The sequence below is a fragment of the Micromonospora sp. NPDC005203 genome (assembly GCF_042872705.1).
Taxonomy (GTDB): Bacteria; Actinomycetota; Actinomycetes; order Mycobacteriales; family Micromonosporaceae; genus Micromonospora.
On the sequence record NZ_JBIAKV010000001.1, the window covers coordinates 309,860 to 328,188 of the forward strand.

Genomic DNA, 18,329 nt, shown 5'->3' on the forward strand with positions numbered 1-18,329 from the left:
TGGAGGGCCCGGAGATGGAGAGCCGACTCAAGGTACTGGGTCACCCAGTCCATCCGATGCTCGTCATGTTCCCGGTCGCGCTGCTGGCCACGGCGGTGCTGTTCGACGTGGTCGACACCGTCGGTGGCCCCGACCTGCTCGGCGAGGTCGCGTACTGGAACATCACCGTCGGCCTGATCGGTGGTCTCCTCGCGGCGGCGGCCGGCTCGTTCGACCTGCTGGCCATCCCGACCGGCACCCGGGCCAAGCGGGTGGGTCTGCTGCACGCCGCCGCCAACGTCGCGGTGATCCTGCTCTTCGCCGCTGTGTGGGCCGTCCGGCTCAACGCCGACTCCCGGGCCGCGGGCGGTGCGCTTGTCGCCATCGAGGTGGTCGCGGTGGGGATCCTCGGCATCAGCGCCTGGCTGGGCGGCGAGTTGGTCGACCGGCTCGGTGTGGGCGTCGACCGGGACGCCGGCCTGGATGCGCCCAGCTCACTACGGCCGCCCACGGCCACGCAGCGGATCGGAGAGGTGTGATGGACGAGCAGCAGAACGGCGGATTCGGTCGGGGCTGGCGGGGTGGTCGGCAGCAGGGCTGGGATCCGATGGGGGAGTTGCAGTCCCTGCGCGCCGAGCTGAGCCGCCTGGTCGGTGGCCGGGCCGGGGCGTCCGACGTCGAGCTGACCGAGACCGCCGACGGCTGGGAGGCCGTCGTCCGGCTGCCCGGGGTGGCGCCGGAGGAGGTGGCGGTGGAACTGGACGACCTCGAACTGTGCGTACGGGCCCGCTCCGAGGCGGAGGTCAACGCCGACCAGGGCATTCCCGGCGGCTTCGAGACGCGAGGCTTCGAATACCGCATCAACCTGCCCTCGCGCGCCGACCCGGAGGCCATCGACGCGGTCATGGACCACGGCCTGCTCCGGGTCCGCCTGCCCCGGGCGACCCGACCCGCGCCGCGCACCATCACCGTCGGCCGCACCGGGCCGCGCTCCGGCGACCTCTCCGCTGGTACGCCGATGCCGGCCGACCCCGCCGCGGACCGGGAGCTGCACCGCCCGGACACCGCCGGCGAGGTCGACCGAACGTAGCTGCTGCGTGGTCACTCAGTCCCTGCTCGGCCCGACGGCCGGGCGCGTCGAAGACGTGCACCGCATCGCGGTGTTGCGCGCCAACGCCCTCGGCGACTTGATCTTCGCCCTGCCGGCGTTGGACGCGTTGCGTGCCGCGTACCCCGGGGCGGAGATCGTGTTGCTCGGAGCGCCGTGGCACGCGAAGCTCCTGCGCGACCGGCCGGGCCCGGTGGACCGGGTGCTCGTGGTGCCGCCCGCGCCCGGCATCCGTGCTGCCGAGCCCGGCGAGTCGGAGTCGTCGATCGACGACTTCCTGGCCGCCGCGACCGGGTTCGACCTGGCGGTGCAGATCCACGGCGGTGGCGCCAACTCCAACCCGCTGATCAGTCGCCTCGGCGCCCGGGTGACCGTCGGCCTGCGCGCCGACGACGCGCCGCCGCTGGACCGGTGGCTCCGCTACGTCTACTACCAGCACGAGGTGATCCGCTATCTGGAGGTGGTGGGGCTGGTGGGAGCGCCGGCCACCACCATCACGCCGACGCTCGCGGTGACCGACGCCGATCGGGCCGAGGCCGCCCGGGTGCTCGGCTCGGCGGACCGGCGCCGGGTGGCGCTGCACCCGGGCGCCACCGACAACCGCCGCCGCTGGCCCGCCGAGCACTTCGCCGAGGTGGCGCGTGCGCTGCACGAGGACGGCTACGAGGTGCTGGTCACCGGCACGCCCGCCGAGCAGGAGGTGGTGGACCGGGTCGTCGTCGCGGCTCGGGTGCCGGTGCGCCCACAGGTGGGCACGCTCAGCCTGGGTGGGCTGGTCGGTTGCTACGCCGACTGCGCGTTGGTCATCTCGAACGACACCGGCCCGCTGCACGTGGCCGCCGCGGTGGGCGCGCCCACGGTGGGCATCTTCTGGGTGGGCAACCTGATCAACGGGGCCAGCCCGCTGCGGGGCCGGCACCGGCCGATCAGCTCGTGGACGGTGCACTGCCCGGTCTGCGGGGTCGACTGCACACCGGGCATCTATCCGCACCGGCCCGGCGACGGTGAGTGCCCGCATCGGGACTCGTTCGTCGCCGACGTTCCGGTGATCGAGGTGTTGGAAGCCGCCCGGGAGTTGCTCACCCCGTAGTTCAGGCCGGCTGCGGGCTGTCCTCGTCGGCGAGGACGACCTCCCACGCCTCCACGTCCCGGTCGGTGACGGTGGTGGGGGACTCCAGGTGGTACGCGCCGCTGGGCAGGATGCCCGCACCGCCGTGGCGGGCCAGCACCGCGAGCTGCGCGGCCACGTCCTCACCCTGGTGCTTCTCCTGCACCCGACGCCAGAAGTCGAAGCCGCCGGCGTCGACGAGCTTGGCCCGGTCGTAGAGCACGCACCCGCCGATCCAAGAGACCTTGTACGCCCGCCACGCCCCCGGCGGCAGCGCCAGTCGATCGGTGATGTGCAGCAGGTTCGCCGCCGAGTGGATCCGTGCTCGGTTCCACTCCGGGGTGTCGGGTCGGATCCGCTCCGGCGTGGGCGGGCCGGCCCACTCCTCGTAGTGCCCGTGGGAGTCCGGCCGCACGTCATCGGTGTACGAGAGCCCGTGCACTCCGTTGCCGACGAATCCGCAGCCCAGCTCCCCGATCGCCGTCACCAACCGGTGCAGCGTCCCCGGTTCCAACCAGACATCGTCGTCGAGGCTGAGGACGTACCGGGCGGTCGAGGCGGCGAGCAGGTACGCCCGGTGTTCGGCCAACCCCCGGCGGGGCAGCCGGCGGGTCAGCAGCACCGGGTGACCCCGGTGCCGCAGCGCCCGGACCATGGTGGCCGCGGCGGGATGCGCGTACGCCGGATCCCCGTCGGACTGGTCGCTGACCACCACCCCGAAGCCGGGTACCCCGTCCTGGGCGGCGAGTCCGCCCAGGGTGACCGCCAACTCGGCGGGCCGGTTCCGGGTCGGAATCAACACGTCGACCAGCCGGTCGGTGCGGAACTCCGCCGGGGTGCCGAGGTCGAGGGGGCGGTTCACGACGCCTGGGTACGGGAGCTGAGCGACGGGTCGGGTTCCCGCCTGCCTGTGGTCGGCGACGGGTCGGGTTTCCGCTCACCTGTGGTCGGCGACGGGTCCTGGCTGTGTGACCGGATCCGCTCGATGATCGCCGAGGTGGACCGGTCCGGCACGTACCCCAGGGTGTGCACCTGACCGCCCAGCCGGCGCACCAGCGGCGCCTCCGGCACCAGCTCCGGCGGGTAGTCCCCGCCCTTGACGTAGATGTCCGGCCGGACCGCCTCGATCAACGCGGCGGGTGAGTCCTCCTCGAACACCACCACATGGTCCACACAGGCGAGCGCGGCGAGCAGGGCGCCCCGGTCCTCGACCGGGTTGACCGGCCGGTCCGGACCCTTCAGCCGGCGTACGCTGCCGTCCGAGTTGACCGCCACGATCAGCAGGTCACCCAGTGCGCGGGCCTGTTCCAGGTAGCGCACGTGCCCCCGGTGCAGCACGTCGAAGCAGCCGTTGGTGAAGACCACCGACCGTCCCGCCTCGCGGTGCTCGGTGACGATCGCGTCCAACTCGTCGGTGCCGACCAGCGCGGGATGGCTCATCGTCTCGGTCGGTTGGCCGAGCGCGGTGAGCAGATCCTCCCGCCGGCACACGCAGGTGCCGGTGTCGGAGACGGTGATGGTGGCCGCCAACTGGGCGAGCTGGGCGGCGGTGGTCAGCGGTGCGTCGGCGGCCAGGGCCAACGTCATCGCCGCCAGGTACGCGTCGCCGGCGCCCACGGCGTGACTCGCCGGGACCGGCGTGCTGTGACTGCGCCGCGGCTCCCCGTCGGCGCCACCCACCACCGCCCCCTCGGTGTCCAGGGTCACCGCGACCACGTCGGCGCCGGTGTGCGCGCGCAGCTCCGCGAGGCGCGACTCCGCCAGGACGGCCCGGTCGACGCCCTCACCGGCCCGGGTGTTCACGGTGACGCCGGTGCCGGTGACGCTGAGCCCGTCGCCGGTGAGAGCCACCCGGTCCTCACCCGGGGTGGGCTCACCGACCGGTCCCGGGTGGTTCTCGGTGACGTCGTCGGCGCGTACGCCGCCCGGGGCCGCGCCCACGCTCAGTTCGGACGGGCCGTCGGACGGGTCGCCGTGCGGGTGTTCCAAATGCAGGTCGATGCCGGTGGTCGGTCGGGTCGCCGCGCCGGCTCGGGCCAGCAGCCGGGTCGCCTCGGCGAAGCTGGGCGTGACGACTGTCGGCGCGAGGCCCCGCCAGTCGGCCAGGTCGTGGGCGTCCAACGCGACGGTGGCGTACCGCTCGCGTTGCTCGACCAGCCACGCGCGGACCGGCGCGGGCAGCGCCCCCAGGCCGTAGTCGCAGACCACCAGGGTCGGCGCCTGCCCGCCGGCGGCGGCGCGCAGCTCCTCGGTGGCGCAGCTCAGGGCGGTGAGCAGCCGGGTCACGCCCTCCGGGTCGAGCGCGTCGTCCGGGTCGCCGGAGTCCTCGCGGAGCAGGATCTGGTTGCCGGCCAGCATCCGCCGCTTGACCGGGGTGGGCCGTCCGGGCTGGTTGACCGTGCGGTCCCAGACGCCCGCGCGGTCCAGACAGTCGTGCAACTCGTCGCCGGCCACGTCTGCGCCGACCGGTGCCACCAGCACCGCCCGGCCGCCGAGGGCGGCGACGTTCACCGCGGTGTTCGCGGCCCCACCGGCGGCGGAGATCCGTCGGCGCAGGGTGAGGACCGGTGCGGGCGCCTCTCGGCAGAGTCGGTCGGAGTCGGCGAACCGCCACTCGTCCAACATGGCGTCACCGACGATCAGGACCGGGCGTTCGAGCCAGCTCTCCACGACGGTGGCGAGCCGGCGCTGTTCCGCTGCTGCTCCTGCCATGCCTCCCCGGGTCCCCAGCGCCCTCCGGGCCAAACCTGACCCGCCCCCGACCTGCGGCTGTGTCCCCACCGTGCCCTTAGCGGCCGGCTGGGTCGTTTCGGACGTCCGGAGGCGGGAAGGGAATTGAGGTAACCCCGGAAAGGAGATGTACCGAGATGGCAGCGCAACTACAGGGCAAGCGGGTCGCCTTCCTGGCCGCCGACGGCGTCGAGGAGGCCGAGTACGTCCAGCCGCGCGAGGCGGTCGAGAACGCCGGCGCGATCGTCGAGTTGGTCTCGCTCAAGCCCGGGTCCATCCAGTCCTTCAACCACCTGGACCAGTCGAAGACGTACGACGTGGATGCGACCGCGGACAAGGCGGACGCCGACGGCTACGACGCGCTCGTGCTCCCCGGAGGCGTCGCGAACCCGGACTTCCTGCGGAGCGACCCGGACGCGGTGCGGTTCGTGAAGGCGTTCTTCGAAGCGGGCAAGCCGGTCGGGGTGATCTGTCACGGTCCGTGGACCCTGATCGAGGCGGACGTGGTGCGCGGCCGACGGATCACGTCGTGGCCCAGCCTGCGTACCGACCTGACGAATGCCGGCGCCACCTGGGTCGACGAGGAGTGCGTCACCGACGGCAACCTGACCAGCAGCCGCAACCCCGACGACCTCCCCGCCTTCTGCGAAAAGATCACCAAAACCTTCGCCTAACCCCCCTTTGCCTCGGTGATCAAGAGGTTTGCGTCAGCCTGGGCCGCGAAAATGACGCAAACCTCTTGATCACCGCTGTTGAGGGCGGGGGAAGGGTCCGCTGGGGTGGGTTTTTGGTGGGGTGGGCGCATGTTCTGCGGTGTGCGGGATAGAAGGCCACATGACCACCGAAGCCTCCGCCGCGCCGGTGCTGAATCGTCAGCAGATCCGGCTGCTCATGTTCGGCCTGATGACCGGAATGCTGTTGGCCGCACTCGACCAGACCATCGTCGGTACGGCCCTGCCCACCATCGTGGGCGAGTTGGGCGGGATCAACCACTACTCGTGGGTGGTCACCGCGTACCTGCTCGCCTCGACGGCGTCGACGCCGCTCTACGGCAAGATGGCCGACCTGTACGGCCGCCGTCCGGTCTTCCTCTTCTCGATCGGCACGTTCCTGGTCGGGTCGCTGCTGGCCGGGCTGTCGCAGAACATGACCCAGTTGATCATCACCCGGGGCATCCAGGGTCTCGGCGCCGGCGGTCTGCTGACGCTCGCGTTCACCATCATCTCGGACGTGGTGTCACCCCGGGAACGCGGGCGCTACCAGGGTCTCTTCGGTGCGGTCTTCGGGATCTCGTCGGTGGCCGGGCCACTGGTCGGCGGGTACTTCGCGGAGACCGACTGGCGGTGGATCTTCTACATCAACGTGCCGCTGGCGATCCTGGCCATCGTGGTCTGCTACCACGTGATGCGGCTGATCCCGTTCGAACGGCGGGACCACTCGATCGACTGGCTCGGTGCCGGGCTGCTGGTCGCCGGGGTGAGTTCGCTGCTGCTCGCGCTGAGCTGGGGTGGCAACGAGTACGCCTGGGGATCGGGTGTGATCATCACGCTCTTCGTCGTCGGTGCGGTGCTGGGGGTGCTCTTCGTCCTTCAGGAGGCCCGGGTGGCCGAGCCCATCCTGCCGCTGCGGCTGTTCCGCAGCGCCACCTTCGCCCTGGCCAACTCGGCGCTTCTGGTCATCGGTCTGGTGATGTTCGGTTCGATCATCTTCATCCCGCTGTACCTGCAGATCGTCAAGGGCGCCTCGCCGACCCGCAGTGGTCTGCTGATGCTGCCGATGATGGCCGGCATCATCATCACCTCGATCCTGACCGGTCGCGCGATGACCCGGATCGGTCGGTACAAGTGGTTCCCGGTGGCCGGGTCGGTGACGCTGCTGGTCGGCATGTTCCTGTTCACCCGGCTGGAGGTGAGCACCTCCCTCTGGGTGGCGTTCGGGTTCATGGTGGTGATCGGCATCGGTCTGGGTCTGTGTATGCAGTCGCTGATCCTGGCGGTGCAGAACGCGGTGTCCGTCCGCGACCTGGGCGCCGGCACATCCTCGGCGACCTTCTTCCGGTCGCTGGGTGGTTCGTTCGGTGTGGCGATCCTCGGCACGGTGCTCTCGTCCCGGCTGGCCAGCGGGCTCGGTGACCGGCTGCCCGGCGCGATCGCGCAACTGCCGCCGCAGGAGCAGGCCGCCGTGGCGGCCAGTGGCGGCACCAACATCTCGATCAACGATCCGGCCACCATCCTGGCCCTGCCGGGGCCGGTGCGCGCGGCCATCCAGGGCGCCTTCGTCGACGCGCTGGACATGGTCTTCCTGACGGCTGGCCTGATCGCCATCGTGGCGGTGGTGGTCACCCTGGCGTTGCCCAACACGCAGCTGCGCGGGGCCGGGCCGAAGGGCGCCACCGGTGGTGCCGACCCGCTCGGCGGTGAGGCCCCGGCTCCCGGCGGCAAGCCGTTGACCCGCGAGTCCAAGGAGGAGGCCGCCGCCGACATGGAGGCCAAGTCCCAGACGATGATCTGAGCGTCTCGACACCGACCGCCCCGGACTGCTCCGGGGCGGTCGGCGTCAGCCGGCCACGAGGCGGAGCGGCTGCGGGTGTCGACTGTCGAGGCGGTCGAGCGCGTCGGAGGTCGCCGTATCGGCGGGCAGGTACACGATCAGACGCTGGTCGTCGTCCGCCGGGAGTTCGAGGGTCTCGTACGCGAGCCGGAGCAGACCCGCCTCGGGATGGGCCAGCCGGACGATGCCGCTGGCCTTCGGCAGGCTGGGCACTGTGTCGACGCGCCGGGTGAAGGCGTCGCCCGCCGTGATGGTCAGCTCGTCGGCCAGGGCGGCCATCGGCGGGTAGGCCCGGAACGGACCCTGCTTGAGGGCGGCGACCTGCTCGTCGGCCAGGTGGTCCCAGTCGGGGTACGCGCTGCGAGCCCGGGCGTCGCCGAGGATGAACCGGGCGAGGTTGGCCGGCGTCGCGTCCAGCAGACCGATCGGACCGACCAGCCGCACGTACCCGGCGGTGTGGGCGAGGACGTCGCTGAGCCGGTTGAGCAGCACCGCCGGTGCGGGTCCGAGACGGTCGAGCAGCGCCCGCACGGTCGGACGTACCTCGCCGCTCGGGGGGATGCGGCCCCGGCAGGTGTAGCTGGGATCGGCGGCCTTGGTGAGGTGGTGCAGGTGGGCCCGTTCGTGCCAGTTCAACCGGAGTGCGTTCGCGAGCGCGGCGAGCACCTGCGGGGACGGTCGACGGTCGCGGCCCTGTTCGAGTCGCGTGACGTATTCGACGCTCACGTCGGCGAGGGCCGCCACCTCGGATCGGCGTAGCCCCGGGGCGCGACGGCGCGGCCCGGCGGGGAGCCCCACCTCGGCCGGTGTCACCGCTTCCCGGTGGAGGCGCAGGAACAACCCAAGCTCGTTGTCGCTCACCATCCGAAGGTAACAACGCCGGCCGATCGGATGGTGTCCCTGCCACTACCAGCCTTGGTCCGGTCTCCCTGGGCTCCCGCCGACTGACGACCGTGCAGGGAGGCGCTCGACAGCTGTCGGGCGGAAGTTCTGGTGGGTTGGAGTTGGGTCATGAGTCGTACGGTTGCGGTCGTCGGCGGCGGCTACGGGGGTACGGCGGTCGCCAAGGCGCTGGAGTCGGTGGCCGATGTCGTCCTCATTGATCCTCGGGACGCGTTCGTCAACGTCGCCGGGGCGCTGCGGGCGCTGGTCCGGCCCGAGTGGGCAGGCAACATCTTCTTTCCCTTCGACACGGTGCTCACGCGGGGCACGGTGATCCGGGATCGAGCGGTCTCGGTGGATCCCGGTGGTGTCACGCTGGCCTCGGGTCAGCGTGTCGCGGCGGACTATCTGGTGCTGGCCACCGGTTCCAGCTACGCCTACCCGGCCAGGCCCACCGCCGACTCCGTCGACGCGGCGCTCGACGACCTGCGTCAGACCAACAAGGAGTTGGCCAGCGCCGAACGGGTCCTGATCCTCGGCGCCGGGCCGGTCGGACTGGAGTTGTCCGGTGAGATCAAGGAGGTCTGGCCGGACAAGCACGTCACCCTCGTCGATCCGGCCGAGCAGCTGCTGCCCGGCTTCGCGCCCGAGATGCGCGATGACCTGCACCGGCAACTCGACGAGTTGGGCATCCAGGTGCGGCTGGGCACCAGCCTGGCCGCACCGTTGACGACCGACGCCAATCGGGCCGCGACCGTCACGGTCACCACCACCGACGGCGACAAGATCACCGCCGACATCTGGTTCCGTGCCTTTGGTCTGCGGACCAACAGTGACTACCTCGGCGACGGCCGACTGACGACGCTCACCTCGCAGGGGCAGGTGGCCGTCACGGAAACCCTCAACGTCCGCGGGTCCGACGACATCCTCGAACACGTCTACGCGATCGGCGACCTCACCGATGTCGCGGAGGACAAGATGGCCGCGTACGCGTTGCAGCACGCCGAGGTCGTGGCGCAGAACATCACCGCGCAGTTGGGTGGCGGGCTGCCGACGGCCACCTACCAACCGAAGCCCCATCCCATGATCCTGATCCCGCTCGGATCGCGACACGGTGTCGGCCAGATGCCCACGCCCGACGGCCCGGCCGTCGTCCCCGCCGCGACGGTCGCCGAGTACAAGGGCGTGGACCTGTTCACCGGGCGCTTCACCGAACAGTTCGGTCCGACCGCCGCCTGAGGCCGGCCCGCGCCCTTGATCAACACGAGATCACGGAAGTCGGGGCGTCCTTCGCAGTGGGACACCCCGACTTCAGTGAACACGAGTCGATCAGGGCCTTACGGGTCACCAGTTGCCGTCGGTCTCCGAGATCGGCGAGATCTACAACGTCGCACGCTCGACGGCCTATCGCGCCGTGAAAGAGCTGCACGACCGAAACCTGGTCTATGGCCAGCAGGGCCAGGGCGTGTTCGTGGCGGAAGCGGACTAGTTCGGCCCTGTGCTAGAGGGGTTGTCGGGAGAAGCCGAGCGACCAGCGCCAGGTATCAGGCGCCAGACGAGAGGTGACGCCCGTCAGGCGGGGCGGCGGTAGACGCCGTACCACCAGGTCGCGGCCAACTCCCGGGCGGCCGCCGCGTCGGTCTCGGGGTCGGCCGAGGTGGCGCTGACGTGCTCGGCGAGGAAGCGGTCACCGCCGATCACGATCAACCGGCTCGCGGTCTCCGCGTGCATGCCCGCGGGGGTGCGCCCGGCCTCCTGCTCGGCGCGCAGCGCCTGCGCGGTGCGGGTGACGAACTGCTCCAACCCCGTCGCCCAGTACTCCCGGACCACCTCGTCGTACGCGGCGACCTCGCTGATCGCCGCCAGCACCGGGGCATACGTCCGGTATATCCGGATCACGTCGGCGAAGATCTCGGTGAGCACCGCGAGCGGGTCGCGGGGGTCGCCGGGGTGCCACTCGCCGGTGCGCCCGAATGCGCTCTCCCGCATGGTGCCGGCGAGGCGCATGAGCAGCTCGCTCTTGTCCCGGAAGTGGGTGTAGAAGGTCGACCGCGCCACCCCGGCCTCGGCGGCGATCCGCTGGACGCCGAGGTCGGTGAAGCGAGCCCCCTGCTGGAGCAGTCGCTCGGTGGCCGCCAGCACCCGCGCCTCGACGGCGGCTCGTCCGTCGGGGTTGCTCGGGCGGCGGCGGGTGATGGAGGGCATAGCCGGAATCCTAGGTGGCCGGGGGTCGGATCGGCGACGTACGCTCGGCGCCGGACACACTGTCCGACACTATGACCACGGAGTGCCTGACCTCGGCCTCCGAACCCCGCATCACGAGGAGCGACACGTGAAGTACCGACTGCTGGGCACCACCGGGGTGTACGTCTCGGAGATCTCGCTCGGCGCGATGACCTTCGGCGGCAACGGGCACCCGATCTACGGGGGTCTGGGCGGGCTGGCGCTGCCCGAGGCGCAGCGAATGGTGGACACCGCGTTGGACGCCGGGGTCAACTTCGTCGACACCGCCGACGGCTACAGCGACGGCGAGAGCGAGGAACTGCTCGGCAGGGCGCTCGGCAGGCGACGTCGCGACGTGGTGCTGGCCACCAAGGTCCACTCCCGGACCGGCCCCGGCCCGAACGACGTCGGCACCTCCCGACTGCACATCATGCAGAACCTCGAGGACAGCCTGCGGCGGCTCGGCACCGATCACATCGACCTGTACCAGATCCACAACTTCGACCAGGTCACTCCCATGGAGGAGATGCTGCACGCGCTCGACGACGCGGTCCGGCAGGGCAAGGTCCGCTACATCGGCGCCGCCAACTTCGCCGCCTGGCAGTTGTCCAAGGCGCTGGGCATCTCCGCCCGGGAGAAGTTGGCCGGCTTCGTCTCGGTGCAGGAGTACTACTCCCTGCTGGGTCGCGACGTCGAGCGCGACGTGGTGCCGATGGCACTCGACGCGGGCATCGGGCTGACCGTGTGGAGCCCACTCGCCGGCGGTTTCCTCTCCGGCAAGGTCAGCCGGGACGGCGCCGTCGCCGACAGTGGCGCCCGTAGCGCCCAGCCCGGCTACGCCAGCTTCACGCCGTTCGACCCCGAGACCGCCTTCGGCGTGGTCGACGTGCTCAAGGGCGTCGCGGAGCGGCACGAGGTGAGCCCGGCCCGGGTGGCGGTCGCCTGGCTGCTGTCCCGGCCGGCCGTGACCAGCGTGATCGTCGGTGCCCGCAAGCACGAGCAGTTGGTGGACAACATCGCCGCCGCGGACCTCACGCTCACCGCGCAGGATCTCAGCGAGCTGGACGAGGTCAGCAAGCTGCCGGTCGCGTACCCGAACTGGATCCAGGAGGGGTTCTTCGCCGGGATGCGCTACCCGCAGTGAGGCAACGCCCTACTTGAGGATGAGCCGGTTGGTCTGCTCGAAGACGTCCAGGTCGGCGAGGGTCTCGGTGACCGAGGTGGAGAGCGGGGCGGGGAAGCGGTCGCGGGGAAAGAAGCCGGCGTCGGTGGTCTCGTCGGTGACCCGGGCGAGCTGCCCGTCCCACTCCTCCACCCGGAAGGCCGTGGTGAAGACCTGGTAGGTGTGCCCGTACATGTTGGTGCTCGTCCGGTCCGGGCCGGTGTAGAGGGCGAACGCGCAGACCCGCAGCGCACGGAGCCCGGTCTCCTCGCGGACCTCGCGGACCGCGCAGTCGGCGATCGACTCGCCCAACTCCATCGCCCCGGCCGGCATGGCCCACTGGCCGTTGTCCGAGCGTTGGATCAGCAGGATGCGTCCCGCGTTGTCGCTGACCACGGCGCGGGCACCGACGAACATCAGCGTCCGATCCCCGGCGAGCGCGCGCAACTGCCCCACGTACGAGTCGGCCCAGGAAATGCTCACCTGCGACAATTTACGGGGGTTCCCAACGTGTGACCGCCGACACTAGCTTGTTACCCATGCGTAGCACGATGATGGACGCCCCTCTGCAGGTCTCCCGGATCCTCGATCACGGCGCAGGAGTGCACGGCTCTGCCGAGGTGGTCACCTGGACGGGCGCCGAGCCCCGCCGGATGACGTACGCCGAGGTGGGTCGCACCGCCGCCCGGCTGGCACACGCGCTGCGCGACCAGTGTGAGGTGACCGGCGACGAGCGGGTCGCCACCTTCATGTGGAACAACAACGAGCACCTGGTCGCCTACTTCGCGGTGCCGAGCATGGGTGCGGTGCTGCACACGCTCAACATCCGGCTCTTTCCCGACCAGGTCGTCTACATCGCCAACCACGCCGAGGACCGGGTGGTGCTCGTCGACAGCACGCTCATCCCGCTGCTGGCCCGGGTGATCGGTGAGCTGACCACGGTGCGGCACGTGGTGGTGGTCGGTGGCGGCGACCCCGCGCCGCTGGTGGCGGCGGCCGGTGACCGGATCACCGTGCACCACTGGGACGCGCTGCTCGCCGACCGGCCCGAGGTGTACGACTGGCCCGAGGTGGACGAGCACGACGCCGCGGCGCTCTGCTACACCTCCGGCACCACCGGCAACCCGAAGGGCGTGGCCTACTCGCACCGGTCGATCTACCTGCACTCGTTGCAGGTCTGCATGCCGGAGGGCTTCGGTCTCGCGCCGACCGACCGGGAGCTGGCCATCGTGCCGATGTTCCACGCCATGTCGTGGGGTCTGCCGTACGCGGCGTTCCTCTCCGGCGCGTCGCTGATCATGCCGGACCGGTTCCTCCAGGCCGCGCCGATCGCCGAGATGATCGCCGCCGAGCGGCCCACCCTGGCCGGCGCGGTCCCGACCATCTGGACGGATCTGCTGGCCTACCTGGACACCCACGACGTGGACACGTCCTCGCTCACCGAGGTGATCGTCGGCGGCTCGGCGTGCCCGCCGGCGCTGATGCACGCGTTCGACGAGCGGCACGGAATCGACGTCATCCACGCCTGGGGGATGACCGAGATGTCCCCGCTGGGGTCGGTCTCGCGCCCGCCGGCCGGTGCGACCGGTGAAGAAGCGTGGCGCTACCGCTACACGCAGGGGCGGGTGCCGGCGGGCGTGCGGGCGCGGATCGTCGGCCCGTCCGGCGACCCGATGCCCGCCGACGGCACGGCCGTGGGCGAGTTGGAGGTCCGTGGGCCGTGGGTGACCGCCCGGTACGTCGGTGAGGACGCCCCGGACGAGGAGAAGTTCCGCGACGGCTGGTTGCGCACCGGTGATGTGGGCACGCTCTCGCCGGACGGCTACATCACCCTGACCGACCGCGCCAAGGACGTGATCAAGTCCGGCGGTGAGTGGATCTCCTCGGTTGAGTTGGAAAACGCGCTGATGGGCCACCCGGCGGTGCTGGAGGCGTGCGTGGTGGGTGTGCCGGACGAGCGGTGGGACGAACGCCCGCTGGCCACGGTGGTGGTCCGGGAGGGCGCCTCGGTGACCGCCGAGGACCTGCGGGACTTCCTGGCCGGCTCGGTGGCGCGCTGGCAGCTGCCCGAGCGCTGGGCGTTCATCGACACGGTGCCGAAGACCAGCGTGGGCAAGTTCGACAAGAAGGTCGTCCGTTCGCGGTACGCCGACGGCGAGCTGACTGTCCGGGAGCTGACAGCGCCGTAACGTTTCCCCCGGCACTGTCGCAGGGCGGCGTGGAGTGCCAGTCGACATTCCTCGCAGGGGCGGCCCCGGCGTTCGCACCGCGCCGGGGCCGCCCGTTCCACGCGGGGTGACCCGCATAGCCATTGTTGCGAAACTTGTTCGCCTCTGTCCTGATGACGGGGAAATCAGGTGGTCAGCGACCCGATCAGGCGTCGCTCGTGGCGATGAGCACCTTGCCCACCGTCGAATCCTCCACCGCCTGGTGCGCTGCGGCCGTCTCGGCCAGGGAGTAGCGGTGTAGCGGCAGGCCGGCATCGGCGCCGACCCGCAGACCGCCCTGGTTGGCCGCCGCCGCCACGTCCTTGACGCCCTGCGCCTTGGCCGCCTTCGGCTCGGTGTAGACCAGCACGAACTGCCACCTGGCGTTCGGCACCATCATCGCCCGGATCGGGATGCTCACCTCGTCGCCGCCGTCGTCGGCGTACATGCAGACCGCGCCGCCATGCCGCAGCACCTGAGCGTCGATCGCGGCGTTGGCCGAAGGGGAGACCTCCACGATCGTGTGCACCCCGTCGGGAGCGATCTTGCGGACCTCCTCGACCACGTCCTGCTCGCGGTAGTTGACCACGTAGGAGGCACCGGCAGCCGCCGCGAGCTGTGCCTTCTCGGCGCTGCTCACCGTGGCGACCACCGTGGCGTCGGCCCAGCGGGCGAGCTGGATCGCGGCGTTGCCCACCGCGCCCGCCCCGCCCTGCACCAGCACCGTGTGGTCGGCCAGCGCACCGGCACGCAGCGTGTCCGGCATGAACTCGCCGGCGGTCAGGCAGCGGTGCGCGGTGAGGAACGGAATGCCCAGCGCGGCCCCCAGCTCGAACGGGGCGTCGCCGAGGCGTACCGCCTGTCGGACCGGCACCAGCGTGTATTCCGCCGCCGTGCCCCACGGCCGCTGCCAGGCGGCTTCCCAGATCCAGACGCGCTCACCGATCAGGTCAGGGTCGACCCCGTCGCCGACCGCCTCCACCACCCCCGCGCCGTCCTGCCCGGGAATCTGCCAACCCTTCGGCGCGGAGGAGCGCCGGGACTTCCAGTCGGTCGGGTTGACCCCCGACACCGCCATCCGGACCAGGACCTCACCAGCCCCCGGCTCGGGCACCGGCCGATCGACCAGCTCCAGCACCGAAGGGTCGCCGGTCTGCTCGTACACGATCGCTTTCATCCGTGGTCTCTACCCCTCTCGACTGGCGTCAACCCAGGCTCTCCACCAGCTCCGGGGTCAGCTCCCCGATCGCCCCCAGTGTCACCACGGCGAGCCGCGCGGCGTCCGGGTCGAGCGGGTACGACAGGTGCGGCACCGCCACCACCCGCATCCCCGCCGCGGCGGCCGAACGCACCCCGTTCGACGAGTCCTCCACCGCCACACAGCGGGCCGGGTCGACGCCGAGGCGCTCAGCGACGCTCAGGTAGACGTCCGGTGCCGGCTTGCCCCGCTCGGTCTGCTCGGTGGAGAGGGTCGCCCCGAACGCGTCGGTCAGACCGGTGGCGGCCAGCGCCGCCTCGATCAGCCGGGTCGGCGACGAACTGGCCAACCCCAGCGGCCACCGTACGGCCAACCGGCGGACGACCTCATCGGCGCCGGCGATGAGGGGTACGTGGTCCCGGTAGCGTCGGGTCATCTCCTCGACCACCTCGACGGCGACCTGCTCGGCGGTGCGGCCGACGCCCAGCTCGCCGCTGAGATAGTGGGCCCACTCGCCGGTGCTCATCCCCATCAGCCGACGTTGCGTGTCCGGCTGCCACGTCCCGCTGTGCGTCGCCACGTACGCCCGGCGGACCTCCTCCCACACCGGCTCGGAATCCACGATCACGCCGTCCAGGTCGAAGACCACCGCATCAGTCACGCGCCCATCCTGCCCGATCGGCGGGTGCCCGGTCAGCCGGGCAGCGCGGGCAGGGCGAGCGGGCTGCCCGCGGGGAGCAGGGTGTGGCCGGACCTGGCGATCGGCTCCAGCAACTCCCGGAGCCGGTCCGTGCCGTCCGGGCCGAGCGCCTGCCACGGGTGGGCAGCCGCCCGGTCGGTGGCGTCCTCGATGGCCTGGAACCCGGCCCGGGCGTGGTCGGTGGCCGCGCCTTCCCCGGTCAGCCAACCTCGCTCGGTGAGCCGCTTCCGGGCGGCGTGCCACTGTTCCTCGGACCAGCCCCGGCCCAGCAGGTACTGCGGCGACGAACCGTCCAGAGCGACCCGCCCGGTCAGCGTCTCCACCGGGTCCAGGCCGGCGGCCACCAGCGCCGCGACGTGCCCGTCCCCCCGGTGCTCACGAAGCGTGGTCGCGGCCTGCCAGAGCCGGGCCAGCGGGTATTCCCCGACCGGCAGCGCCGCGTTGACCGCGCCGAGCACCCGACCGGCGGTCTGCGCCGCCGAGGCGGCCCGTTCCAGCAGGTCGGCGGCCTCCGCCAGGTGCGACTCCGGTAGCTCGTAGGTCAGCTCGGCCAGCGCCTGCACGGCACCGGTCAGGCGGGCGCGCAGCGCCTCCTGCGGGGTGGCCAACCGCCACACCGCCGGCAGCGCGCGGGCCACCATCGGCGGCGCGAACGTGAAGAAGGCGGCGATCACCGGGGCCGCCTCGGCGGCTCCCAGCGGCGCGGCCCGACCGGCGAAGTAACCGCGCCAGTAGCCGCGCAGCCCGACCGCCTCGTACGCGGCCCGGGCCCGAGGGTGCAGATAGGTGACCGCGTGCACCGGCTCGAAGTACGCCCACGTCGACCGGGCGGTCCGCCCCGGCTCGTCCAGCGCCGTCATCTGCACCTCCGCGTCGGAGTCCCGGATCACCCCGGGCGGCGAACCGCCCGGGGTGACGCCGAACCTACTGCCGCTGGGTGACGGGCCGAAAGCCCCATGTGAACAACTCCATCGCGGCCCGGCGACAACCGGGGCGATCCGGACGGGGTCACTGGGCGGCGAGCACGTCCACCACGAAGCGCAGCGGGCCGGTCGGGCGTCCACCGGCCTTGGCGGCGTCGTTGCCGTACGCCAGCTCGCCCGGGATGTCGAGCTGCACCCGGCTGCCCACGGTCACGCCGACCAGGCCCTGGTCCCAGCCGGGGATGACCTGGCCCACGCCGATCGGGAAGGTGGCCGGCTGCCCGGACTGCCAGGAGGAGTCGAACTCCTTGCCGTCCTTGAAGAACACCCCCACGTAGTTGGTGGTGATGTTCTGGCCCTGCTTCACGGCCGGGCCGGTCCCCTTGATCAGCGGGGTGACCGCGAGCTTCTTGAGCTCGCCCGTGCCCGGCTTCACCGTCGGCTTGCTGCCCAGCGCCGGGTCGGCGCCGGCCGGCAACTGCGGAGCGGGGGGCGCGGCGGGCTCGTCGGGGGCCGGGACGGTCGCGGACGGGGTCGCGTCAGCCTGGTTCTTGGGCTTGTCGTCGCTCCCGCCGCCGATCGTCACGAAGACGGTGATCAGCACCCCGACCACGGCGACGGCGGCGAGGCCACTGGCCCACGCGTTGCGCTTACGCTTCCGGTCGGCCGCCTTCTTCGCCGCCAACTGGGCGGCCAGCCGGCGCCCCGACTTGGTCGCCGGGCTCTGGTCCTGGTCCGCCGGCCGGTTCTGCTGCGTCCGCTCGCTCACGTCGTCGACTCCCTGCTGCGAAGTGTGGCCGGCACCCGGTGCCGGGGGGAAAGCCGACGCACACGGTACCCGCACCACGGCCCACCGTGCCGGCCACGGACACCTCGGATCGCCCAGCGCGGCAGTTCCGGGGCGTTCCCGGGCGGTTATCCCGGGATGACCATGAAGTCGGTCACGAACGAGGTGACCCGGCCGTCGGCGGTACGCCCGATCCAGGTGCCGTAGCAGCCGTCCCCCCAACCGGTGGCCACGGTGACGACGTTGGCCCCGCTGGCCTCGTCCAGGACGGCGGTGATCAGCCTCGGGACCGGGGACGAGGGTAGGTCGTCGGGCATGAAGGCCTGCTCGACCCGGTCGTGGTCCCAGCCTTCCAGCACACCGAGCGCGGTCGGGTCGGCGAGGGTGCCGGTGCCGGCGTCCACCCCGTACCCGAAGTAGTCGTCCGCGCCGAGCGTGGCGACGTCCTGGTCCCCTGCGACTGCCGGCTCCCACCGGGTGGTCGGCTCGGCGGAGACGACCAACTCCAGTGCGGCCACCCGCCGGTCGACCTCGGCGTCCTCCCGGAGCACCACGGCCACCCAGGCGCGGGCGGGATAACGCCCCGGCGGCACGGTCACCGTGAACGGCTCGGCGTCCGGGCAGACCAGCGGGTCACACCCGACCACCTGCCCGGTGGGCAGCACCACGTCGTCCACCGGGTGGACCTCGATCAGGTACGCGCCGTGCTGGTCGGTGAAGCGGGCGCCGGGCGTCAACAACCGGTCCAGGTCAGGGGTGTACGGCATAGGGG

General features: G+C 71.6%; 19 protein-coding genes. 9 read left to right on the forward strand and 10 right to left on the reverse strand.

All coding sequences use genetic code 11. The annotated features are described in order from the left end of the window. Positions 1–14: 14 nt before the first annotated feature. Genes ACFYPM_RS01510 through ACFYPM_RS01520 form a run of 3 tightly spaced genes read left to right on the forward strand, consistent with a single transcriptional unit; the run spans position 15 to position 2,177 of the window. The gene (locus tag ACFYPM_RS01510; RefSeq protein ID WP_357251767.1) at positions 15–518 is read left to right on the forward strand and encodes a DUF2231 domain-containing protein; all 504 of its coding nucleotides are present in this window, start codon (positions 15–17) and stop codon (positions 516–518) included. Continuing rightward, positions 518–1,069 (forward strand): Hsp20/alpha crystallin family protein, encoded by a 552-nt coding sequence (locus tag ACFYPM_RS01515; protein ID WP_387190040.1) that lies wholly within the window; start codon positions 518–520, stop codon positions 1,067–1,069. Before ACFYPM_RS01510 ends, ACFYPM_RS01515 begins: the two co-directional genes overlap by 1 nt. A gap of 7 nt (positions 1,070–1,076) precedes the next feature. Beyond that, on the forward strand, positions 1,077–2,177 hold the full coding sequence (locus tag ACFYPM_RS01520) for a glycosyltransferase family 9 protein (RefSeq protein WP_387190043.1): 1,101 nt from the start codon (positions 1,077–1,079) through the stop codon (positions 2,175–2,177). A gap of 1 nt (position 2,178) precedes the next feature. On the opposite strand, the gene ACFYPM_RS01525 is transcribed toward ACFYPM_RS01520, so the two are convergent. Then, positions 2,179–3,057 carry a glycosyltransferase family 2 protein gene (locus tag ACFYPM_RS01525; protein ID WP_387190046.1) on the reverse strand — a complete coding sequence of 293 codons (879 nt, stop codon included), beginning with the start codon at positions 3,055–3,057 and terminating at the stop codon, positions 2,179–2,181. Next, positions 3,054–4,907 (reverse strand): D-glycero-beta-D-manno-heptose 1-phosphate adenylyltransferase, encoded by a 1,854-nt coding sequence (gene rfaE2, locus ACFYPM_RS01530; RefSeq protein WP_387190049.1) that lies wholly within the window; start codon positions 4,905–4,907, stop codon positions 3,054–3,056. Before rfaE2 ends, ACFYPM_RS01525 begins: the two co-directional genes overlap by 4 nt. A 155-nt stretch (positions 4,908–5,062) precedes the next feature. Here rfaE2 and ACFYPM_RS01535 point away from each other — a divergent pair, with 155 nt between their 5' ends. Together ACFYPM_RS01535 and ACFYPM_RS01540 are read left to right on the forward strand one after the other, a co-directional pair. Next, the gene (locus ACFYPM_RS01535; protein ID WP_387190052.1) at positions 5,063–5,599 is read left to right on the forward strand and encodes a type 1 glutamine amidotransferase domain-containing protein; all 537 of its coding nucleotides are present in this window, start codon (positions 5,063–5,065) and stop codon (positions 5,597–5,599) included. 160 nt (positions 5,600–5,759) lie between these two features. Then, positions 5,760–7,436, forward strand: coding sequence for an MDR family MFS transporter (locus tag ACFYPM_RS01540; RefSeq protein WP_387190055.1), 1,677 nt, complete (start codon positions 5,760–5,762; stop codon positions 7,434–7,436). A 45-nt stretch (positions 7,437–7,481) separates the two neighbouring features. On the opposite strand, the gene ACFYPM_RS01545 is transcribed toward ACFYPM_RS01540, so the two are convergent. Then, positions 7,482–8,339: a helix-turn-helix domain-containing protein gene (locus ACFYPM_RS01545; RefSeq protein WP_387190057.1), complete on the reverse strand. Its 858-nt coding sequence runs from the start codon at positions 8,337–8,339 to the stop codon at positions 7,482–7,484. Positions 8,340–8,486: 147 nt separating this feature from the next. Here ACFYPM_RS01545 and ACFYPM_RS01550 point away from each other — a divergent pair, with 147 nt between their 5' ends. Then, complete coding sequence (locus ACFYPM_RS01550) at positions 8,487–9,596, forward strand: NAD(P)/FAD-dependent oxidoreductase (RefSeq protein ID WP_387190060.1); 1,110 nt, start codon at positions 8,487–8,489, stop codon at positions 9,594–9,596. A 112-nt stretch (positions 9,597–9,708) separates the two neighbouring features. Further along, complete coding sequence (locus tag ACFYPM_RS01555) at positions 9,709–9,846, forward strand: GntR family transcriptional regulator (protein WP_387190063.1); 138 nt, start codon at positions 9,709–9,711, stop codon at positions 9,844–9,846. Between the two features lie 83 nt (positions 9,847–9,929). On the opposite strand, the gene ACFYPM_RS01560 is transcribed toward ACFYPM_RS01555, so the two are convergent. Beyond that, entirely contained in the window at positions 9,930–10,562 is a 633-nt protein-coding gene (locus ACFYPM_RS01560; RefSeq protein WP_387190065.1) for a TetR/AcrR family transcriptional regulator, read from the reverse strand. Positions 10,563–10,689: 127 nt separating this feature from the next. Between ACFYPM_RS01560 and ACFYPM_RS01565 the strand changes: the two genes are divergently transcribed. Continuing rightward, the gene (locus tag ACFYPM_RS01565; RefSeq protein ID WP_387190067.1) at positions 10,690–11,724 is read left to right on the forward strand and encodes an aldo/keto reductase; all 1,035 of its coding nucleotides are present in this window, start codon (positions 10,690–10,692) and stop codon (positions 11,722–11,724) included. 9 nt (positions 11,725–11,733) lie between these two features. Here ACFYPM_RS01565 and ACFYPM_RS01570 read toward each other — a convergent pair whose 3' ends face one another. Beyond that, a complete protein-coding gene (locus ACFYPM_RS01570) occupies positions 11,734–12,225 on the reverse strand; it encodes an NUDIX domain-containing protein (RefSeq protein WP_357812105.1) in 492 nt (163 codons plus the stop codon). 71 nt (positions 12,226–12,296) lie between these two features. Here ACFYPM_RS01570 and ACFYPM_RS01575 point away from each other — a divergent pair, with 71 nt between their 5' ends. Beyond that, positions 12,297–13,931 carry a fatty acid--CoA ligase gene (locus tag ACFYPM_RS01575; protein WP_387191416.1) on the forward strand — a complete coding sequence of 545 codons (1,635 nt, stop codon included), beginning with the start codon at positions 12,297–12,299 and terminating at the stop codon, positions 13,929–13,931. Between the two features lie 184 nt (positions 13,932–14,115). Here ACFYPM_RS01575 and ACFYPM_RS01580 read toward each other — a convergent pair whose 3' ends face one another. The 5 genes from ACFYPM_RS01580 to ACFYPM_RS01600 form a co-directional block, all read right to left on the reverse strand. Then, entirely contained in the window at positions 14,116–15,126 is a 1,011-nt protein-coding gene (locus tag ACFYPM_RS01580) for an NADPH:quinone reductase (protein WP_387190069.1), read from the reverse strand. Positions 15,127–15,154: 28 nt separating this feature from the next. Next, complete coding sequence (locus ACFYPM_RS01585) at positions 15,155–15,808, reverse strand: HAD family hydrolase (protein ID WP_387190072.1); 654 nt, start codon at positions 15,806–15,808, stop codon at positions 15,155–15,157. A 32-nt stretch (positions 15,809–15,840) separates the two neighbouring features. Continuing rightward, complete coding sequence (locus ACFYPM_RS01590; protein WP_387190075.1) at positions 15,841–16,707, reverse strand: hypothetical protein; 867 nt, start codon at positions 16,705–16,707, stop codon at positions 15,841–15,843. 148 nt (positions 16,708–16,855) lie between these two features. Continuing rightward, a complete protein-coding gene (locus ACFYPM_RS01595) occupies positions 16,856–17,539 on the reverse strand; it encodes an FKBP-type peptidyl-prolyl cis-trans isomerase (RefSeq protein WP_387190078.1) in 684 nt (227 codons plus the stop codon). 146 nt (positions 17,540–17,685) lie between these two features. Then, positions 17,686–18,324 carry a DUF4241 domain-containing protein gene (locus ACFYPM_RS01600; protein WP_387190081.1) on the reverse strand — a complete coding sequence of 213 codons (639 nt, stop codon included), beginning with the start codon at positions 18,322–18,324 and terminating at the stop codon, positions 17,686–17,688. Positions 18,325–18,329: the final 5 nt, after the last annotated feature.

What these genes read in the sequence shown, in the direction of transcription:
- ACFYPM_RS01590 (WP_387190075.1), bottom strand. Translation starts at nt 16,707, where the DNA reads ATGACGGCGCTGGACGAGCCGGGGCGGACCGCCCGGTCGACGTGGGCG.
- rfaE2 (WP_387190049.1), bottom strand. Translation starts at nt 4,907, where the DNA reads ATGGCAGGAGCAGCAGCGGAACAGCGCCGGCTCGCCACCGTCGTGGAG.
- ACFYPM_RS01560 (WP_387190065.1), bottom strand. Translation starts at nt 10,562, where the DNA reads ATGCCCTCCATCACCCGCCGCCGCCCGAGCAACCCCGACGGACGAGCC.
- ACFYPM_RS01545 (WP_387190057.1), bottom strand. Translation starts at nt 8,339, where the DNA reads ATGGTGAGCGACAACGAGCTTGGGTTGTTCCTGCGCCTCCACCGGGAA.
- ACFYPM_RS01535 (WP_387190052.1), top strand. Translation starts at nt 5,063, where the DNA reads ATGGCAGCGCAACTACAGGGCAAGCGGGTCGCCTTCCTGGCCGCCGAC.
- ACFYPM_RS01515 (WP_387190040.1), top strand. Translation starts at nt 518, where the DNA reads ATGGACGAGCAGCAGAACGGCGGATTCGGTCGGGGCTGGCGGGGTGGT.
- ACFYPM_RS01550 (WP_387190060.1), top strand. Translation starts at nt 8,487, where the DNA reads ATGAGTCGTACGGTTGCGGTCGTCGGCGGCGGCTACGGGGGTACGGCG.
- ACFYPM_RS01540 (WP_387190055.1), top strand. Translation starts at nt 5,760, where the DNA reads ATGACCACCGAAGCCTCCGCCGCGCCGGTGCTGAATCGTCAGCAGATC.
- ACFYPM_RS01575 (WP_387191416.1), top strand. Translation starts at nt 12,297, where the DNA reads ATGGACGCCCCTCTGCAGGTCTCCCGGATCCTCGATCACGGCGCAGGA.
- ACFYPM_RS01600 (WP_387190081.1), bottom strand. Translation starts at nt 18,324, where the DNA reads ATGCCGTACACCCCTGACCTGGACCGGTTGTTGACGCCCGGCGCCCGC.
- ACFYPM_RS01580 (WP_387190069.1), bottom strand. Translation starts at nt 15,126, where the DNA reads ATGAAAGCGATCGTGTACGAGCAGACCGGCGACCCTTCGGTGCTGGAG.
- ACFYPM_RS01510 (WP_357251767.1), top strand. Translation starts at nt 15, where the DNA reads ATGGAGAGCCGACTCAAGGTACTGGGTCACCCAGTCCATCCGATGCTC.